The 16,538-nt window shown below is 41.1% G+C and carries 15 protein-coding genes and 1 pseudogene; 8 read left to right on the forward strand and 8 right to left on the reverse strand.

What is annotated here, in order from left to right; all coding sequences use genetic code 11:
• Positions 1–29: 29 nt before the first annotated feature.
• The 3 genes from INT03_RS00985 (at position 30) to INT03_RS00995 (ending at position 3,229) form a co-directional block, all read left to right on the forward strand.
• Positions 30–605 (forward strand): hypothetical protein, encoded by a 576-nt coding sequence (locus INT03_RS00985; RefSeq protein ID WP_143516795.1) that lies wholly within the window; start codon positions 30–32, stop codon positions 603–605.
• Between the two features lie 245 nt (positions 606–850).
• Entirely contained in the window at positions 851–1,624 is a 774-nt protein-coding gene (locus INT03_RS00990) for a sulfite exporter TauE/SafE family protein (protein WP_193007203.1), read from the forward strand.
• Between the two features lie 120 nt (positions 1,625–1,744).
• Positions 1,745–3,229, forward strand: a complete 1,485-nt coding sequence (locus INT03_RS00995) for a PepSY-associated TM helix domain-containing protein (protein ID WP_193007204.1) — start codon at positions 1,745–1,747, stop codon at positions 3,227–3,229.
• 394 nt (positions 3,230–3,623) lie between these two features.
• On the opposite strand, the gene INT03_RS01000 is transcribed toward INT03_RS00995, so the two are convergent.
• Positions 3,624–4,802 carry a Fic family protein gene (locus tag INT03_RS01000; protein ID WP_319021202.1) on the reverse strand — a complete coding sequence of 393 codons (1,179 nt, stop codon included), beginning with the start codon at positions 4,800–4,802 and terminating at the stop codon, positions 3,624–3,626.
• Positions 4,803–4,925: 123 nt separating this feature from the next.
• Positions 4,926–5,246, reverse strand: a pseudogene (locus tag INT03_RS15095) (DUF2938 family protein); the annotation flags it as partial.
• A 115-nt stretch (positions 5,247–5,361) separates the two neighbouring features.
• Here INT03_RS15095 and INT03_RS01010 point away from each other — a divergent pair.
• From INT03_RS01010 to INT03_RS01020, 3 genes are all read left to right on the forward strand, one after another.
• Positions 5,362–5,808, forward strand: coding sequence for a helix-turn-helix domain-containing protein (locus INT03_RS01010; protein WP_226950323.1), 447 nt, complete (start codon positions 5,362–5,364; stop codon positions 5,806–5,808).
• Between the two features lie 738 nt (positions 5,809–6,546).
• Entirely contained in the window at positions 6,547–8,886 is a 2,340-nt protein-coding gene (locus INT03_RS01015) for a TonB-dependent receptor (protein WP_226950322.1), read from the forward strand.
• An 87-nt stretch (positions 8,887–8,973) separates the two neighbouring features.
• Positions 8,974–10,371 (forward strand): YncE family protein, encoded by a 1,398-nt coding sequence (locus INT03_RS01020; RefSeq protein ID WP_193007205.1) that lies wholly within the window; start codon positions 8,974–8,976, stop codon positions 10,369–10,371.
• Positions 10,372–10,691: 320 nt separating this feature from the next.
• On the opposite strand, the gene INT03_RS01025 is transcribed toward INT03_RS01020, so the two are convergent.
• From INT03_RS01025 to INT03_RS01035, 3 genes are all read right to left on the reverse strand, one after another.
• Positions 10,692–11,303: a nitroreductase family protein gene (locus tag INT03_RS01025; protein WP_193007206.1), complete on the reverse strand. Its 612-nt coding sequence runs from the start codon at positions 11,301–11,303 to the stop codon at positions 10,692–10,694.
• Between the two features lie 73 nt (positions 11,304–11,376).
• Positions 11,377–12,315: a pirin family protein gene (locus tag INT03_RS01030; RefSeq protein ID WP_193007207.1), complete on the reverse strand. Its 939-nt coding sequence runs from the start codon at positions 12,313–12,315 to the stop codon at positions 11,377–11,379.
• 74 nt (positions 12,316–12,389) lie between these two features.
• On the reverse strand, positions 12,390–13,100 hold the full coding sequence (locus INT03_RS01035) for a pirin family protein (protein ID WP_193007208.1): 711 nt from the start codon (positions 13,098–13,100) through the stop codon (positions 12,390–12,392).
• Positions 13,101–13,319: 219 nt separating this feature from the next.
• Here INT03_RS01035 and INT03_RS01040 point away from each other — a divergent pair, with 219 nt between their 5' ends.
• Entirely contained in the window at positions 13,320–13,646 is a 327-nt protein-coding gene (locus INT03_RS01040; RefSeq protein ID WP_193007209.1) for a GNAT family N-acetyltransferase, read from the forward strand.
• 85 nt (positions 13,647–13,731) lie between these two features.
• Here the strand turns inward: INT03_RS01040 and INT03_RS01045 are convergent, their stop codons facing one another.
• Genes INT03_RS01045 through INT03_RS01055 form a run of 3 tightly spaced genes read right to left on the reverse strand, consistent with a single transcriptional unit; the run spans position 13,732 to position 15,453 of the window.
• Positions 13,732–14,460, reverse strand: a complete 729-nt coding sequence (locus tag INT03_RS01045; protein ID WP_193007210.1) for a YoaK family protein — start codon at positions 14,458–14,460, stop codon at positions 13,732–13,734.
• Positions 14,453–15,007, reverse strand: a complete 555-nt coding sequence (locus INT03_RS01050) for an NADPH-dependent FMN reductase (protein ID WP_193007211.1) — start codon at positions 15,005–15,007, stop codon at positions 14,453–14,455. Before INT03_RS01050 ends, INT03_RS01045 begins: the two co-directional genes overlap by 8 nt.
• Positions 15,008–15,060: 53 nt before the next feature.
• Positions 15,061–15,453, reverse strand: a complete 393-nt coding sequence (locus INT03_RS01055; RefSeq protein WP_193007212.1) for a DoxX family protein — start codon at positions 15,451–15,453, stop codon at positions 15,061–15,063.
• Positions 15,454–15,596: 143 nt separating this feature from the next.
• Between INT03_RS01055 and INT03_RS01060 the strand changes: the two genes are divergently transcribed.
• Positions 15,597–16,502, forward strand: coding sequence for a LysR family transcriptional regulator (locus tag INT03_RS01060; protein ID WP_193007213.1), 906 nt, complete (start codon positions 15,597–15,599; stop codon positions 16,500–16,502).
• The last annotated feature ends 36 nt before the right edge of the window (positions 16,503–16,538 follow it).

A 16,538-nucleotide genomic window follows, 5' to 3' on the forward strand; every position in this document is an offset into this window, starting at 1 on the left:
AAAAATATCTGGTGACAGATGATAATCCCATGCTTATTAAGTGGCGAACGCTCACTCTACGACACTCATCACCAGTAACGTTATGGTTTGGCATGCTGCTTGCGTGCTTTGCCTGGATCATGCATGTCTCAATGTTGCTGACGCCTCTATGGGATGATAATGCCCATTTAGGTCACGGCATTTGTATTCAGCTTGCACCTGTTGTATCAACCGCTAAGCAGTATGAGCAAATACAGGCTGATATTACTTATACCGCACACAATATGCCTGATGATAGCGCAGCTTATCATCTGCACCATCATACCGTTTCGAATTCCTTATCATCGACTTCAACAGTAAATACCCACACAGAACTGTCGTCAAAACAATTACATAGCAAGCATCACGCTGAAAGCTCTGATCCAGATACTGTAAAACATTCTAGCTGTGATATTTGTCTTTCTATGACGGCGGTGCTTACACCAAAAGTGTTTGCACACACTGACTCTGCTTTGTTTGAGTTGCCCGCCGTATTAGTCGCGTTTTTATATCACTCAACCACTCACTATCCTAGTCATTTTCTACGGCCTCTCACCCGCGCTCCCCCTCAAGTCATATTTCAATAACCTTAAACATTCATAGTTCAATACTTTATTGGTGCATTGATAACTTGCTATCAATCAATAAGCTTACTTATTGCTTTGATTGATTGGCTTGTACTCGTTTGCCCAAAATATTGGGCTTGAAATGCTATTTATTTATATCAGTACCTATTCAGTAAGTATCTCATCTAAGCTCGTAAGTGGCTTGGATTGTATGTTGTTGCAAAAAACTGAATAACTGATTCAATTATGTTTTAGGAGTCATGTTTATGACTATGGCATTGTTAACAGCAGCGTTGTTAATGGGATTTTTTGGTTCACCGCATTGCTTGGGTATGTGTGGTGGGATTGTCGCAGCATTTGGGCTGTCTATGAAAGACGTTAGCCCAGCAAAAAAGCGCGGTCTTATAGCCACTTATCATTTAGGTCGATTACTCAGTTATGCGCTATTAGGATTGGTCGCTGGTCTGATTGGTACGGCTGTATTAGCCCCACTGATGGTTGGTAATAGTACGCCTCGCATCTTACTGGGGCTGGTTTTGGTGTTTGTAGGACTGACGATGCTCGGTCTACCTTTTTTGAACAAGCTTGAGCGATTTGGTATGCGCTTATGGCAAGCACTAGCACCGCTACGCACAAAAGTGTTTCCCTTAAATACGGTTCCTCGCGCACTAGCAGCGGGTTTGCTCTGGGGCTTTTTACCATGCGGTCTTGTATATGGTGCATTACTCATTGCCGTTGTAGGTCATGATCCCCTAACAGGCGCTGTTTTGATATTTGCTTTCGGGCTTGGGACTATTCCTATGCTGGTTGCTACTCATGAAACAGTCAATTGGGTACGCCATCATATTGGGCGTCTACGTCTACGGCAATTGAATGGTGCGATTATGATGATATCGGGATTGGCCGTTGTCGCTGTACCAATGGTCATGGCAAATATGCATGGACATATGGATCATGGGCAAATGAATCATGAACAAATGAATCACGAGCAAATGAATCACGAGCAAATGAATCACGACCAAATGAATCACGACCACTGAAAACTAAATAGTCTGACTCTGCTTCTAGCGCTTGTCATCATTTAGATAGCGAGACTTAAAATGATGCGTGTCGCTTTAAAAGCAGAGCCATATAGCCAATTATTATTTAAGGATCTACTAATGAGTAGACAAAGTCAGAAACCAAAAAATTCTCAGCATTACTTTACTGTATGGCGTTGGCATTTTTATTCAGGGATTTTTATTGCCCCTTTTTTAATCATTCTTGCTTGTTCTGCGCTCGGCATGCTATTGATGTCGAATACGACGGGCCGAGATTACGATCGCTTGACGGTTACGCCACAAACCACGGTACAAGCGCCTGTTTCCACTCAAGCCAAAGCGGCGCTTGAAAGCACGCCTGGTAGTACACTTGTCAAATACATCGCGCCACGAGAGCCTGATACCGTTGCGCTGTTTCAAGTAAGATCAGACAGTCAAGATAATATGGTGGCTATTGATCCTTATACGGCAGACATCGTCAAAAGCATTCCGACGCAAAGTAATTTATATCACACTTTTGATGCCATTCATGGAGAACTGCTTTTAGGAACGGTCGGGGATTATATCCAAGAAACCACGGCGGCGTTGACCATTCTAATGATCCTAACGGGTTGGTATTTGTGGTGGCAAAAACGCAAATCGGTCAAAGCCATGCTAGTCCCTGATGGGGATACGAGCTTGAAACAAAAACGCTCGTTCTTTCGTACGATTCACGCCACATTAGGAAGTTGGATATCGATTGTCTTACTGTTTTTTTGTATTTCTGGTATGGCATGGGCAGGTATTTGGGGTGGCAAAGTGGTACAGGCATGGAGTCAATTTCCTGCGGGCAAATGGGGCGTAGCTCCTGTACCTATTTCAATCAATCCCGATGATCCTCATGCGGGTATGGACATGAGCGAAGCAACCCCTCATGTTCATGGCTCAAGCAGCACGCCAACACATGGTAGCGTCTTAAATACAGGGAAAACTAAGGAAGTGCCTTGGGTACTTGAGCTAACACCCATGCCAATTTCTGGCACGACCAAAGGTAAGGATGGTATTGCACCCAATATACCTATTAACGTAGATACGGTAAATCAGTATGCACATGAGATAGGGTTTGTAGGCCGTTACCACATGAATGTACCGCAAGATAGTACAGGCGTTTGGACACTCAGCCAAGATTCCATGAGCCATGATATGCACAGTCCCACAGCTGACCGTACTGTACATATCGACCGTTACTCGGGTAAAGTATTGGCAGATATTCGCTATGATGACTACAACGCGTTTGGGAAGTTTATGGCAGCAGGTATTGCCCTACATATGGGAACGCTTGGGTGGTGGAGCATACTCGCTAACGTACTGTTTTGCCTAGCAGTCATCGGTATCTGCATCAGTGGTTATGTGATGTGGTGGCAACGTAGGCCTAATACTCAGGAGGTTATCGGGTTAAACCCACCAGCACGCGGTATTAAGAGATCGATACCAACATGGTTAGCGATTATTCTTATTGTCGTAGCAATAATCTTTCCCACAGCAATCATCGCCATCATCGTTATAGCGTTGTTAGATTTTTTGGTTATTTCGCGTTTTTCTGTTTTAGAGAAATTATTGAAATAAAGTTTTATCGAAAGTAAAGTTATAATAATTGCGATAGTTTAAACTATCGCAATTATTATAATAGCTTTGATTTTATAAGAAGTGTATTAAATAAAATAACTATCTATATGAATACTTAGCAGACTGTCATTACCATCAAATCTGTAAGATGAAACTTAGGGAGTCAAGTCCATAAATATTAACTTGGAAGACTATCGTTTTGAAAAAATTCTGATTTGCTGTTTACTTCCATCCAAATATGAAAATATCAAAAAAATGTTAATTAATTAATAGACTACTTAAAATATTCTATTGTAAAAAAAACCGCTCATATTAGATCATTGAGTTGATCGTATTCATTACGGCTTATTCGAATACTTTATTTCTGTCATAACAGACTTGATCAATATAATTTTTATGATAAGACCAACTCATAACTCGTACTACGTCCTGATGCTACAGATTTTTGCATCATATCCTTCTCTATCAAATCATTAATATCTCGTAGTGCCATGTCTATAGAACACTTAGTCATGGTCGCCCATTTTTTAGTAGTGAGCTTGCCATACAAATTAGTCAGCAAAGTATTTAGCATTTTTACTTGCCTATCATTCAAAGCGTGCTGTCGATGCGTTTGCCAAAAGCCTGACTTACTAATAGTTTTATCCGTGGTTTCTTGAGCAGCAATGAGTGCTTGCTCTAATGTTTGTAAAAACCAGACCAACCAATCCGAGATATCAGTATCACCCTTTTGCGTGCGCTCTAGTATTTTATAATAATCATTACGCTGTTTAAGAATTTGCGCTGACATACTATAAAAGCGCTGGGCACTGTTATCGTTTTTTGCCAGCATTCGTTCTGTGATTGCTCGTGTTAGTCGTCCATTTCCATCATCAAATGGATGCAAAGTCACAAACCATAAATGAGCAATACCTGCTTTAATGACTAAATCTATAGCATCTTGCTCATTTGACGAAGTATTAAACCACAATAAGAATCTGTCTAACTCATCTGGCAACCTATCCGCACTCGGGGCAACAAAATGAACCCGCTCGCGACCATACCCACCAGACACTACTTGCATTGGCCCTTTACTATCATCACGGACGCTACCTGCTTCAATGCGATAAAGCCCACTATATCCATTTGGAAATAATGCGCGATGCCATCCGAGTAAGTCATCTAATAATAGTGGCTGTTGATAATGATAGGTGGCCCTTAGCATCATCTCTACCACGGCATCGATTTCACGAGTAGTGGTTGGCATACTGGCATTATCTAACCCTAAATGCCGCGCAACTGAGGAACGAACTTGCTCATTATTTAGCGTCTCACCTTCTATTTCAGAAGTTTTGACAATCTCTAAAGTCACCGCATCTAATTGCGCCTCAACATTTAACTCAAACCCTAGCGTTAGCAGTTTTCCTAATAAACGGCCTTGTAAAATTCGTACACGACTAACCAATGGCAATAGTGCTTTGTCCGACCATTGCCACTCAATCCAATTTGAATGCTCATGAATATAAGTAATAGAAACAATACCTAGAAATTTTAAAACCAGAAAATCGGCTTTAACAATCGAAACATTAAAGATAGATTTTTAATAAAATTACGCGGCTTTTTGCTCTAAGCAGTGATTGAGTGGAGGTAAAAACACTATAAAAATATAGTGCCCAAATACGAGTTAAATTTTATTCGATTACAATTTACATCACGATTATTTAATCTTATAATGCCTATAGGCCATAAATATCAATGTATGTAAGATATTGTCATAATATGTACTTTGGTTGAGCGACTTTGACATGGTAGAGGTCAGCAGTTCGAGTCTGCTTATGCCTACCAAATATTTAGAAAGCCCCAATCTCACGATTGGGGCTTTTTTTGTCCGTAAAATATGGGCTTTCCACCCAATAAAAAGATCACCATGAATAGTATTATATTTTGCAGTAGCGTCATGACGGAACCGCCCTTGACCCATGTAAGCAATCCAACGCCCCACTATTCCCCAGTTGCTCGGTGGAATATTAAATAAATACTTCCTGAGTAATGATCATAAGTCCATTACAGCGGTAGCGCCAATACCGATTAATATTATAAAAACGACGTTATCCATGATGACTCTCTTACTGGTTTCAATATCAATGTGATGATTGCATACAATTTTAAGTCCAGAGGGCATTATAGATATTTCGCAGGTTACTAAACAGTCTGGTCTTCCTACTTCAACGTTACGATTTTATGAGAAAAAATGCCTAATTCGCTCTGTTGGTCGGCAAGGTATCCGCCGAGTTTTCAGCAAAGATATATTAGAGCTTATGTCCTTGATTGCTTTAGGACGTGTTGCAGGATTTTCATTGGATGAGATTGCTGGGATATTAGGGTCTGAAAAAACTCTAGATGTTGATCGATATTTGTTGCTGAACAAAGCCTCTGAACTGGATGAAATGATTCAAAAATTAGTCGCTATCCGTGATGGGATGAAACATGCGGCAACTTACACAGCGCCTAGCCACTTGGAGTGTCCGAGGTTTCGACGTCTAATGAATCTAGCAGCACTGGCGCTATTAAAGGTAACACCTTGCATTAATAAGCAATAGAGCTGATTCTATTAGGTGATTAGGTCACTCAAATAATATTGAACTGCTTAACAAATACACTGCGATTATCCAAAAAATCTAGATTACTGATATTAATAGCCTACAGCCAGCTATTCAATTGCGCCAAACGTATAGAATAGCATTCGTAAATAAAGACAAACCTACTCTAAAGCCTGCCCCTTCATACGATGTTTGTTCTTCGCAACTGCCGTTAAAGCTAAACTAGCTATTTTTTATTCAAGTTATCACTCAAAGTTGGTTTTAAACTTCCAAAATATAACATCTTCAACCATGTGAAATCCTAACCTCTGGTGCTGAATTCCTGCACACTGTCATTAGTCCAGACGATCTATTATTGATTTATTACCTACCGTTCTTATTTCTTCAGAGACTGGCTTACAAAGTGCTCTATATTTCAGACGTGTCAATTCATTGACCAGAGATCTATAAGGCTTTTTATGATTGATATTCTCATGAACCATAGTCCTTAACACATTCATTTTTCTAACTTTCGACATACTCATCATTATCTCAGTACCAACACATTCATTGAACGACTGTGACATTTATCACTCACAAAGAAAGTCAAATATTGAAGTTACCTTGTGTAAGCGTAGCTAATATGCACACCTTACTGAAATATAAAGTTTGTATATCTTTATGTTATATTATAACATAACTAAAATATTTACTCTTATCGTTATTTATCCCTATATAACTTCTTATTTTGGTAATCTCATGTCTCCAATTTTTCATATCAACAGATTAAGAGAACCTGATTATACTTCTGTATCTTCAGTTAATTTTAGTATTCGCCGGGTAACGACTGTATTCTCAGTAACGACAGCTTTAGGTATGGCAAGTTTGTCGGTCAATGCACAGGATACGATAGTAGACATCAAACCTATGACACCCTCATCTTTTAACCTAAACTCTCCTGATATGACCCACCCTTCGGTAACTCTAGACACCATAGTGGTAACGTCTAACCCTTTATTGCCACAAGCGAATGAAATGGCAACCGCAACCAGTATTGTTACTGGCGATGCGCTCACTACTCAGACAAGCAGTACGCTTGGTGATGCACTAGCAAATGAAGTGGGCGTGTCTACTGATAGTTTTGGGCAAGGTGCGAGCCGACCCATTATTCGAGGGCAAAGCGCACCGCGTGTCCAAGTCATGCAAAATGGTTTGAGCGTACAAGATGCGTCACAAATCTCACCAGACCATCAAGTGGCGGTACCTGTACTAGGTGCCAAACAAGTTGAAGTAATCAAAGGCACGTCAGCGTTGATGTATGGTGGCGGTGCTATCGGTGGTGTGGTCAATATTGTTAATGACACTATTCCTAAAGAAAAGCCTAAAAACAACATCAACGGAAAATTGGCATTGATTGGTCAACAAGCCACAGACGGTTATTTAGGTTATGCAGAACTCAATGGTAGTATCGGTGAAAATTGGCTATGGAGTGGGTATTACCAAAAGACGGATAAAGGCAATATCCAAGTACCACATTTGGATACCGATGAGATTGCCAACAGTTGGTACACGCAAGACAATGGTAGCATTGGCTTGTCTTATGTGACTGATATGGGCTATATCGGTGCATCATATCAGCGCCTATCCTCAGAATATGGCTTGCCCTTTCATGTGCATAATGAATGCTCACCTGATAGCGTACTGACTAACCAACTGAGCTGTGAGGCGGATCATGAACATGACCACGATCATGGTGAAGCGCCCTATGTCGATATGACGTCAAACGTCTATCAGCTCCATGCAGAGCGAAAATTACCCATGATAGGCGTCGATAGCATCAATACGAAACTCAGCTATACCGATTATCGTCACGATGAAATAGATGAAGGTGCGGTGGGCACAACTTTTGAAAACAAAGCCATTAGTGCTCAAGCTCAAGCCACACATAGCACGTATAAAACAGGTAATCTAGGTTTTATGAAAGGTGTGGTCGGTCTAGATTACACAAACAGCCGGTTTTCTGCTGTTGGGCTAGAAGGCTATTTGCCGCAAACCGATCGTACACAGGTCGGTTTGTTTTTCATTGAACGACTCACGCCAGATTATTTTGGCGCAAAAATACAGAATGCTGATAAATTTGCAGGTCAGTCATTATCTACAATTGATGCCCATGCTGGTCATAATCATGGTGAGACGACGAAAGACGCTCCTCTCGATACGTCTAGTATTTTAAGAAAACAAGGCAAAAGTCCTTGGTATATTGAGTTTGGCGGTCGTCAAGATTTTCAAAGCCTAATAGATAACGACAATAACATCGAAAAAACACATGCTGGAACGTCTGTCAGTTTAGAAGGTGGCAAATATCTTACGCCTAATACGCAGTTGTCAGCCAGAATCAGTCATTCTGAAAGATTGCCTTCTCCACAAGAGTTATTTTCTAATGGCGCCCATCTTGCAACCAATACTTGGGAGCGTGGCAATGGGCAATTAGAAGAAGAATCTACTGATGGCGTAGAATTCACTTTGCGTTACGACAATGGCAATCGTTTTGATAGTAGTATTTCTGTCTTTTATAACGACAGCGCAAATTATATTTATGCAAAAACTCAAGACATTGCTACTGAAGGAGAGTCTGCAGATTTTCGTTTAGTGGATTATGTCCAAAGCGATGCCAAGCATTATGGTGGTGAAATTCAATCACGCTATTATCTTAATGACAATATTAGTATTGGCAGCTTTGCCGATATTGCACTCATCACGCTAGATGATAGAAGCCTTACACGGAAATACGCGCCAAGATTGGTAGCGCCTCGTATTGGTGGTGATATTACCTCTCAATTTGGTCAATTTGACTTGGTGCTGTCTGGGTATCATCGTTTTGAGCAAGATCACATTGCTGATTTTGAAACCAATACACCGAGCTACAACATGGTTGATGCCAAGCTTGTCTATCACAGTTCGAGCGCTCATGATTACACCGCTTTTTTTCAAGTCGAAAATATTCTAAACGAGCTTGCCTATAATCATGCCTCTTATTTGGCTGAACAAGTACCAATGCCAGAGCGCTCTTTCAATGCGGGTATCACCTATAACTTCTAACAGCCTACTCTCTTTTCATTAGTCACCAGTAACTAGCAATCCGTAATCAATTGTCATAAGCCTCATAACTTATGACTGGAGTCCTTTATGAATCAAATAAATGCTTTGAGCCGTGCCATCACGCTCGCCTTCTCTTCTTTAATCGCCGTTTCAGCACTTAGCGGCTGCGGGTCATCAGATGATAGGAAAACACCAATCATAGATTCAGAACATGACCACGACCATGGAGACGATCATGACCATGATGATGAATCTGCTGTCAGCACTGAAATGGAACAAGGTCGTTTATTTATCACTGCAAAAGATGGCAGTCAAGCTTACATTTATAGCCTTGCTCAAGATAAAGTGATACAAACCTTACCTTTGACAGGTCAAGCCGATGCCGTACAAAGTAGTCCAGATGGTCATTACGCCGTCGTCATGGATCGTACTAACAACACGGTCAATTTTTATCATAGTGGGCTTGAGATTGAAAATCATGGCGATCATGATCACCCATATGCTCGTGATACGGCAAAAATGCCATTACAGCTCAACTATACCCGTCCTGTACATTTTCAAACGTTTGGTGAGCAAGCTGGATTATTTTTTGATGGTTTGGGTGCCACAGGCAACCCCATAGAAAACCCTGTAAAAGAAGCTGGATTTGTACTCGTAACAGATACCGGTATTGCCGATGGTACACTGCCTTATCAAAAGCTTAATACCAGCATGCACGGTACAGCGGAACCTAGAGGCAATTATGTGATTGCCTCGCAGCGTTATCAGACAACTGGTAGCTCACTGGCTGATACGCTCTCTGTATTTGAACAGCATGGTGATCACTATCATATAAGCCAAACCTTTGAGACAAAATGCATGGGGTTGCATGGCAGTGGCAGCGTCACAGATTACAGTGTCTTTGCTTGTAGCGATGGCGTTTTAAGCGTCAAACAAACCGGAGACACATTCAGCGCCGAAAAAATTTCCTATCCCAGCAGCCTAACCAATATTCAATGTGATGGTACAAGCAGTAGTCCTGCTCGAATTGGCTCATTCATCACTAACCACCATCATAACTATGCCATTGGCAGCGCTTGCGGTCAGCCTTACCGTGTTGATCCTATCAGTAAAAACATGACACCGATTGTCTGGACAACAGACAGCCGTCGCCGTGTTGTCAGCTATGATTTTGATGCCCACGGAGAGCATTTAATGCTACTCGATGATACTGGCAAGTTATACATACTGGATGTCGCACAAAATTATAAGCAAACTGCCGTATTAAATGTTTTCCCTAATGGCATCGAAGGCAAAGCGGTTCCCTCATTTATTGTTAACCCAAACACGAAAATGGTTTATATGATGGATGACTCAAACCAGCAAATCATCGAAATTGATGCTGAAGATGGTGAAATCGAGTCAAAAATAACACTGAATTTCACACCCTCTCATGTGACTTGGTTTGGTGTGAAAGCTGGGCATGATGATGAACATAGCCATTAGCGCTTAGCACCTCATCTAATAAAGATAGTTTAATGACTGCTGACAGTAATTGGCTATTAAATATATTTATAAACGCTAGTATTCAAGATAACCCTTAATCCGACGCTTCTTAAATTCCGAAGCATCCGATTAAAGCGCTCGATGATCTTGAATTCTTCTATAGGCATATCTTAAACAACTGGGCTAGTAGGATTTACTACATTAGTTATAGTCTGCTATAACATCATATTACCCCAGTTTATAATTATAAAAAAACCAATGAAACCGCTACGATATTTTCATAGCAGTTTCATTGGTTATACGGTCTTTAACGCTAAAAATTATTTACTGAATACTTTCATACGTTCATCAATTGGCTGAAACGCTTTATCGCCTGCTGGCTGCTCAATAGCGCCGAACACCATTTGCGCATTTAATTCCCAATCATCAGCGATGTCCCAAGCATCGGCAACTCTCTGATCGATGACAGGATTATAATGCTGCAAGTTAGCACCGATATCTAAACTCGCCAATGCCGTCCAAATTACATATTGATGCATCGCGCTGGTTTGATGTGCCCAGATTGGGAATTTATCCGCATATAAAGAGGCGGCTTCTTGCATGTTTCTCACGACGCCTTTGTCCTCGAAAAACAATACTGTACCCGCACCCGCTCTAAAGCCTGCAATTTTATCTTTAGTACCTTGGAACTTCTCGTCATCGCCAACAATCACTTTGAGTGTCTCTTCAGTAATATCCCATAATTTTTCATGATCTTCACCGAATAACACCACGATACGCGTCGATTGTGAGTTAAAAGCGGATGGCGTATGCAAAACCGCATGCTCAACTAACTTAACGATTTCGTCATTTGATACTGGCAATTGATTGCTCAATGCATAGATAGAACGGCGCTTTTCTGCCAATTGTTGTAAGTCTTTTAGGTTTGACATTGTTTTCTCCAGTGATTATTGATGAGTTTACGTGATTAAGAACTAAGTTATAAATTTAAATACTAACCAACCTTTAACCTTTAAAACCTTGAAGTAATTCAGGTGCTGGCAAACGTTTCATATCAGAGTCGACATTACCGAAACGCTCATGACCATTATTCCAGTCGATGATGGATTGCTCAATCTCTGCTTTATTGTCAGCAACAAAATTCCACCAGAGTAGGACTTGGTTATTTAATGGTTCACCGCCGATAAACATCACACGTGTGCCTTTTTTAGCAACCAATTTAATGCTTTCGTTATTAGCAACATCACTATCGTGGAAACGAAAGAGTTGATCCTGCTTACATACCTTTCCTTCAGATTCTATCTCACCCTCTGAGACTAAGATGCCGTATTCAAAGCTTGGTTCTAAAGTGAGCGTCACCTCGCCATCCTCGGTAAAGTACACGTCGATACCGACCAGCTTGGAGTATTGGATAGTAGGCGCTTCAAAGTGCTGACCTGACACATTGGTATAGCTACCGGTGGTCAGAATCATCTCAACACTATCTTCCGTCCACGTTGGTAGCTCTGGATAATGATGAAAACCGCGCTCAATCTCTTGATCCGTTGGTAGTGCAATCCAGAGCTGTACCATGCTGATAGCACGCGCCGCATCCGACGAACCACCAGTGTCTGGAAACACGCTTTGTTCCGTATGACTGATGCCTTGGCTTAGACCCGTACCGGCTGTCATGACGTTGACTTGGTTCTTAGTAATGACTTGCTCGTTACCTAAGCTATCTTTATGCAGTACTTCGCCATTTAACATCCAGCTAAAAGTTTGCAGATTGGTGTGCGGATGACGACCCACTTGCATGCCTAATTCATCTTCACCAAAGTCAGCAGGACCAGCGTGATCTAAAAAGCACCAGGCTCCGATAGGTTTTTTGCCAGTGTTAGGTAGCAGACGAGCAATAGGAATACCGCCAACATCGGCCATTCTTGGCTCTAGGGTTTGAATACTCATCATTCACCTCTTATTATAGATAGTTATAGATTCTTGAATACATGATTATGAATTACTACTATTTTTTGTATCAATTAATACATAGGTACTTCCATTAGCAATACTCTAGCGTCCTCATCAGCATCCATCGTGAAGCTTTTGGTGTCTGAGATACCAAGACCATCTCGAGTATCAAGTACGTTACCGTTGATAGTCACTTTACCCTCTAGTACCAAGACATAAACACCGTTATTGACATCTTTTAAATCATAAGTCTGAGTCACGCCTTTGTCAAAATGACCCATATGGAACCAAGCGTTTTGGTGAATCCAAACCCCAGCGTCGTCCGCGTTTGGCGAGAGCACTTGGTTAAACTCATTAGCTTTCATGTGCTCATCCATACGTACTTGCTGATAGCGCGGCGTCACACCCATTTTATTGGGAATCACCCAAATTTGTAAAAACTTGACAGGTTCATTGGCATCGCCATTCATCTCACTATGAGTAATACCCGTACCCGCTGACATGACCTGAATCTCACCCGTTTCGATGATACCTTCGTTACCGATATTATCGCCATGAGCTAGCTTCCCACTTAGAGGAATACTGATAATTTCCATATCGCGGTGTGAGTGTTTGCCGAAACCTTGACCACCAATAACAAAGTCATCATTGATGACCCGTAGCGCGCCAAAACCCATACGCTCTGGATTATGATAATTGGCAAAGCTAAAAGTATGACGGCTTTTGAGCCAGCCATGATTAGCATCGCCACGAGAATCTGCTGCATGATAGATCGTTTTCATAAGTTATCCTTTATTTTTAATTGGCTTGTTTAAGCTATGGTCCTATTATAATTGTTGAGCAGATATAGATAAACAGTGATTATTGCAAATAACTATTCTTATTTATAGAACAATAGGTGCTTAGAATTAACGTAATATAATAGTCACGCCATCATTCGCGCCACCCGTTAGTACCAATAAACGGGTGCAAAAAATATTAACGATAAGGAGAGGTAAACCATGTCAAATCTACATACATTGAATAATGAAGTTATCGACAACAAAGCTCAAAAACGTTTCGAAATTCATATCGATGATCAAGTTGCGTTTGAAGAGTATGAGTTTTTTACCACATCCACAGGTGAGGAAGGTATTGAGTATAAGCACACATTCGTACCTGAGTCGCTCAGTGGTCGTGGTATTGCTGGTTACTTAGTTAAGGTTATCTTAGATTGTGCAGCCGTTAGAAAACTGCGCGTTAAACCAACCTGTCCTTATGTGAAATCCTATATTGATAAGCATCTACAATACCAAGACAATTCGGTGTTTCATGGTGCGAAAGCCTAAGAAAATATGAACCAAAAAAAAGCCATGACAAATCATCATGGCTTTTTACGATTAATGGCATTACTCAATAATGGTAAAACTTTTATTAGCTAATATGCTGTAAGAACTCTGGATTACGCGCTAGTAGTGATAGGTACAGCACAGGAATGACAAACAAACCGACTGCCCAATAACTGAGATTGACGTACAGCACCGCCCCAAGGAGCGCGCCAATCACAAAGCTGATAACCAATGCCGCGCTATGCCCCAATTTTTTGGCATTATCAGCGCTACGGTTGGCAATATAATCTGACAGACCAATGCCCAATTGGGTCGTATTACCCGTCATTAATACCGTAGGACTCATATGTTTGATGACTGTTTTACTAGCCGTATTACGAATAGCAAGTGCCGTTAAGCCCAAACCACCAGTAATGGCGACCGATATATCGCCTGCTTCAGTGAAAGGTTGAAAGGACAATCCTGCTATCATAAATGCGCTCAAAAATAGCGCTTCTGCTAAAAACAAATGACTGAGTACTAACGTTTGCTTTCGGCTTTTATCAATGTATATTTTGGTAATAACCACCGTTATTATAAAAAGTGGCACCGATGCCAGCTTGATCCACAAGCCATCTTCACCTTTAACCAAACCGCTACCAGCCAGTACTAAGTTACCCGTGACATGAGCGGTAAAAAAGCCAAATAAAGTGATAAAGCCAATGGTATCAATCGCCCCACCAACTATCGTTAATAGTATAGGCGCTTGATAGCGTTGCCAAAAGCTTGGTGTCTTACGATCTAGAGTATTGTTATCAGCGACAGCTTTAGGCACTGGTATGTCCTGCAAAATCCACGAAATCAGTCACAAAGCGCTGTAAGAATTTCTGTGTGCGCGGGCTAACACTGCCATCGTCATTTAAGCTGTCAGTTGCACGACTTAAATGAATTTCAGGATCAATCATCATTTGTGCCGACAGCATTTGCAGGCTTTTTCTGAAATCAAGGCCACTATTGATACCGCCAAAACTGCCTGGCGAGGCCGTCACTACCGCAACTTTTTTATGGGTCCAAACGCTTTCTTTATACGGACGAGAGCCGATATCGATGACGTTTTTTAGGGCAGCAGGCATGGTTCGATTATGCTCTGGCGTGACAATCAATACCCCATCGGCGTTCTTAAGCTGTTTACGGACACGCTCATAGCTGTCAATGGTCGTGTCATCATAATCTTGATTATAAACAGGCAAATCGGAAATGTGTACTTCTTCTATCACTACGTTCTCAGGCATTTGCGATACCATAAGCTCTGCAAATTTACGATTGATAGATTCTTTTCGCAAGCTGCCAATAATTAAGGCGATGTTTAGGGATGCGCTCATAGCGGCTCCTTGATTATGATGATAAGACGATATTTTCTACGCCATTTACTCTACTATATTCTGCGATGATTACTGTTATCAATTGAATAAGCACCTGCTCCATGAGCAAATATCATCAAGAAACCACCCGCCATCGCAATGTTTTTCATGAAAGGGTTCATCTGTGATTCATCTATCCAAAATTGATGAAAAAGCAGCGCTGAGACTACGCTAAAACCAGCCATTAAAATCGCTACTAAGCGCGCTTTGAAACCAAAGAGAATAGCAAGGCCGCCGAAAAGTTCAACAGCAATAACCAAAGGCAATAGCATCCCAGGCACACCCATTGCTTCCATATAACCTTGAGTAGCGGCATAACCGGTAATTTTGGTAAAGCCTGAAAAGATAAAAATCATTGATAAAAACAGGCGTCCGATAGGAGCGCTTAGCTCTTGTAGTTTATCCATGGGTTTTCTCCAGTAATAGAATGTTTTTTAAGCTTTTATTTGATTATGTGACAGGACTATTGTATTCGTTGCTTATAACTAGATAAACCGTGATAATTACAAATGTAAGTTCTTATTTAAAGAACAATTAAGAGGTGGTTTACATGGGACAATTAGAAGATATGGCAATGTTTGTGCGTATTGTCGAAGCAGGTAGTATTACCAAGGCTGCCGAGCAACTGAACATCGCAAAATCTGCGGTAAGCCGGCGTTTAAAGGAGTTAGAGACGCGCTTGGGCAGTCAACTGATTAGCCGAACCACGCGTCAATCAAACTTAACCCAAGCTGGTGAACAGTATTATCAAAAGGTGCACCATATACTCAGCGAAGTGGATGCGCTGAATGAAGAGACGAGTGGTACTCCGACGCGTATCGAAGGGACATTAAAGATGACAGCACCATTGTCCTTTGGTTTGATGCATTTAAACGATGTTATTGATGAATACGCCAATCAGCATCCTGAGTTAAAGTTTGAGCTGGATTTTTCTGATCGGCATACTGATTTGATTGAGGAAGGGTTTGAGTTAGCGATTCGTATTAGAGAGTTGCAAGATTACAGTTATCAAGCCAAACGTCTAGCACTGATTCGTTATGCGTTATGCGCCAGTCCCGAATATTTAGAGAGTATGGGTACGCCAAAGACTTTTGACGATCTGTCAGAACATGAGTTTTTACAATATGGTATGAGCAAATCTAGCACGATAGAACTGATAGATGAGCAAGGTAAGAAGCATCAAGTCGCCGTAAACGGTAAAATAAAAGCCAATAATGGGGACTTTTTGCGGGAGATGGCAGTCAAAGGTCATGGCATTGCTTTTCTGCCAACTTTTATTACGTATCAAGCCTTAATTAGCGGTGAGCTTGTGCCTATCCTGCAGCAATATCAATTACCCACTTTAAATGCTTATGCGGTCTATCCTAAAAATCGATTTTTATCGCAACGTTGTCGTTATTTGATTGATTTTATCGCTGAACGTTTTGGCGATAATCCGTACTGGGATAATTTTTGATAAACACTTACGGCTCAACACTTAACGGACAAGCTT

Source organism: Psychrobacter sp. PG1 (assembly GCF_014897815.1).
Taxonomy (GTDB): Bacteria; Pseudomonadota; Gammaproteobacteria; order Pseudomonadales; family Moraxellaceae; genus Psychrobacter.

What these genes read in the sequence shown, in the direction of transcription:
- INT03_RS00990 (WP_193007203.1), top strand. Translation starts at nt 851, where the DNA reads ATGACTATGGCATTGTTAACAGCAGCGTTGTTAATGGGATTTTTTGGT.
- INT03_RS01020 (WP_193007205.1), top strand. Translation starts at nt 8,974, where the DNA reads ATGAATCAAATAAATGCTTTGAGCCGTGCCATCACGCTCGCCTTCTCT.
- INT03_RS01040 (WP_193007209.1), top strand. Translation starts at nt 13,320, where the DNA reads ATGTCAAATCTACATACATTGAATAATGAAGTTATCGACAACAAAGCT.
- INT03_RS00985 (WP_143516795.1), top strand. Translation starts at nt 30, where the DNA reads ATGCTTATTAAGTGGCGAACGCTCACTCTACGACACTCATCACCAGTA.
- INT03_RS01015 (WP_226950322.1), top strand. Translation starts at nt 6,547, where the DNA reads ATGTCTCCAATTTTTCATATCAACAGATTAAGAGAACCTGATTATACT.
- INT03_RS01055 (WP_193007212.1), bottom strand. Translation starts at nt 15,453, where the DNA reads ATGGATAAACTACAAGAGCTAAGCGCTCCTATCGGACGCCTGTTTTTA.
- INT03_RS00995 (WP_193007204.1), top strand. Translation starts at nt 1,745, where the DNA reads ATGAGTAGACAAAGTCAGAAACCAAAAAATTCTCAGCATTACTTTACT.
- INT03_RS01030 (WP_193007207.1), bottom strand. Translation starts at nt 12,315, where the DNA reads ATGAGTATTCAAACCCTAGAGCCAAGAATGGCCGATGTTGGCGGTATT.
- INT03_RS01035 (WP_193007208.1), bottom strand. Translation starts at nt 13,100, where the DNA reads ATGAAAACGATCTATCATGCAGCAGATTCTCGTGGCGATGCTAATCAT.
- INT03_RS01060 (WP_193007213.1), top strand. Translation starts at nt 15,597, where the DNA reads ATGGGACAATTAGAAGATATGGCAATGTTTGTGCGTATTGTCGAAGCA.
- INT03_RS01025 (WP_193007206.1), bottom strand. Translation starts at nt 11,303, where the DNA reads ATGTCAAACCTAAAAGACTTACAACAATTGGCAGAAAAGCGCCGTTCT.
- INT03_RS01050 (WP_193007211.1), bottom strand. Translation starts at nt 15,007, where the DNA reads ATGAGCGCATCCCTAAACATCGCCTTAATTATTGGCAGCTTGCGAAAA.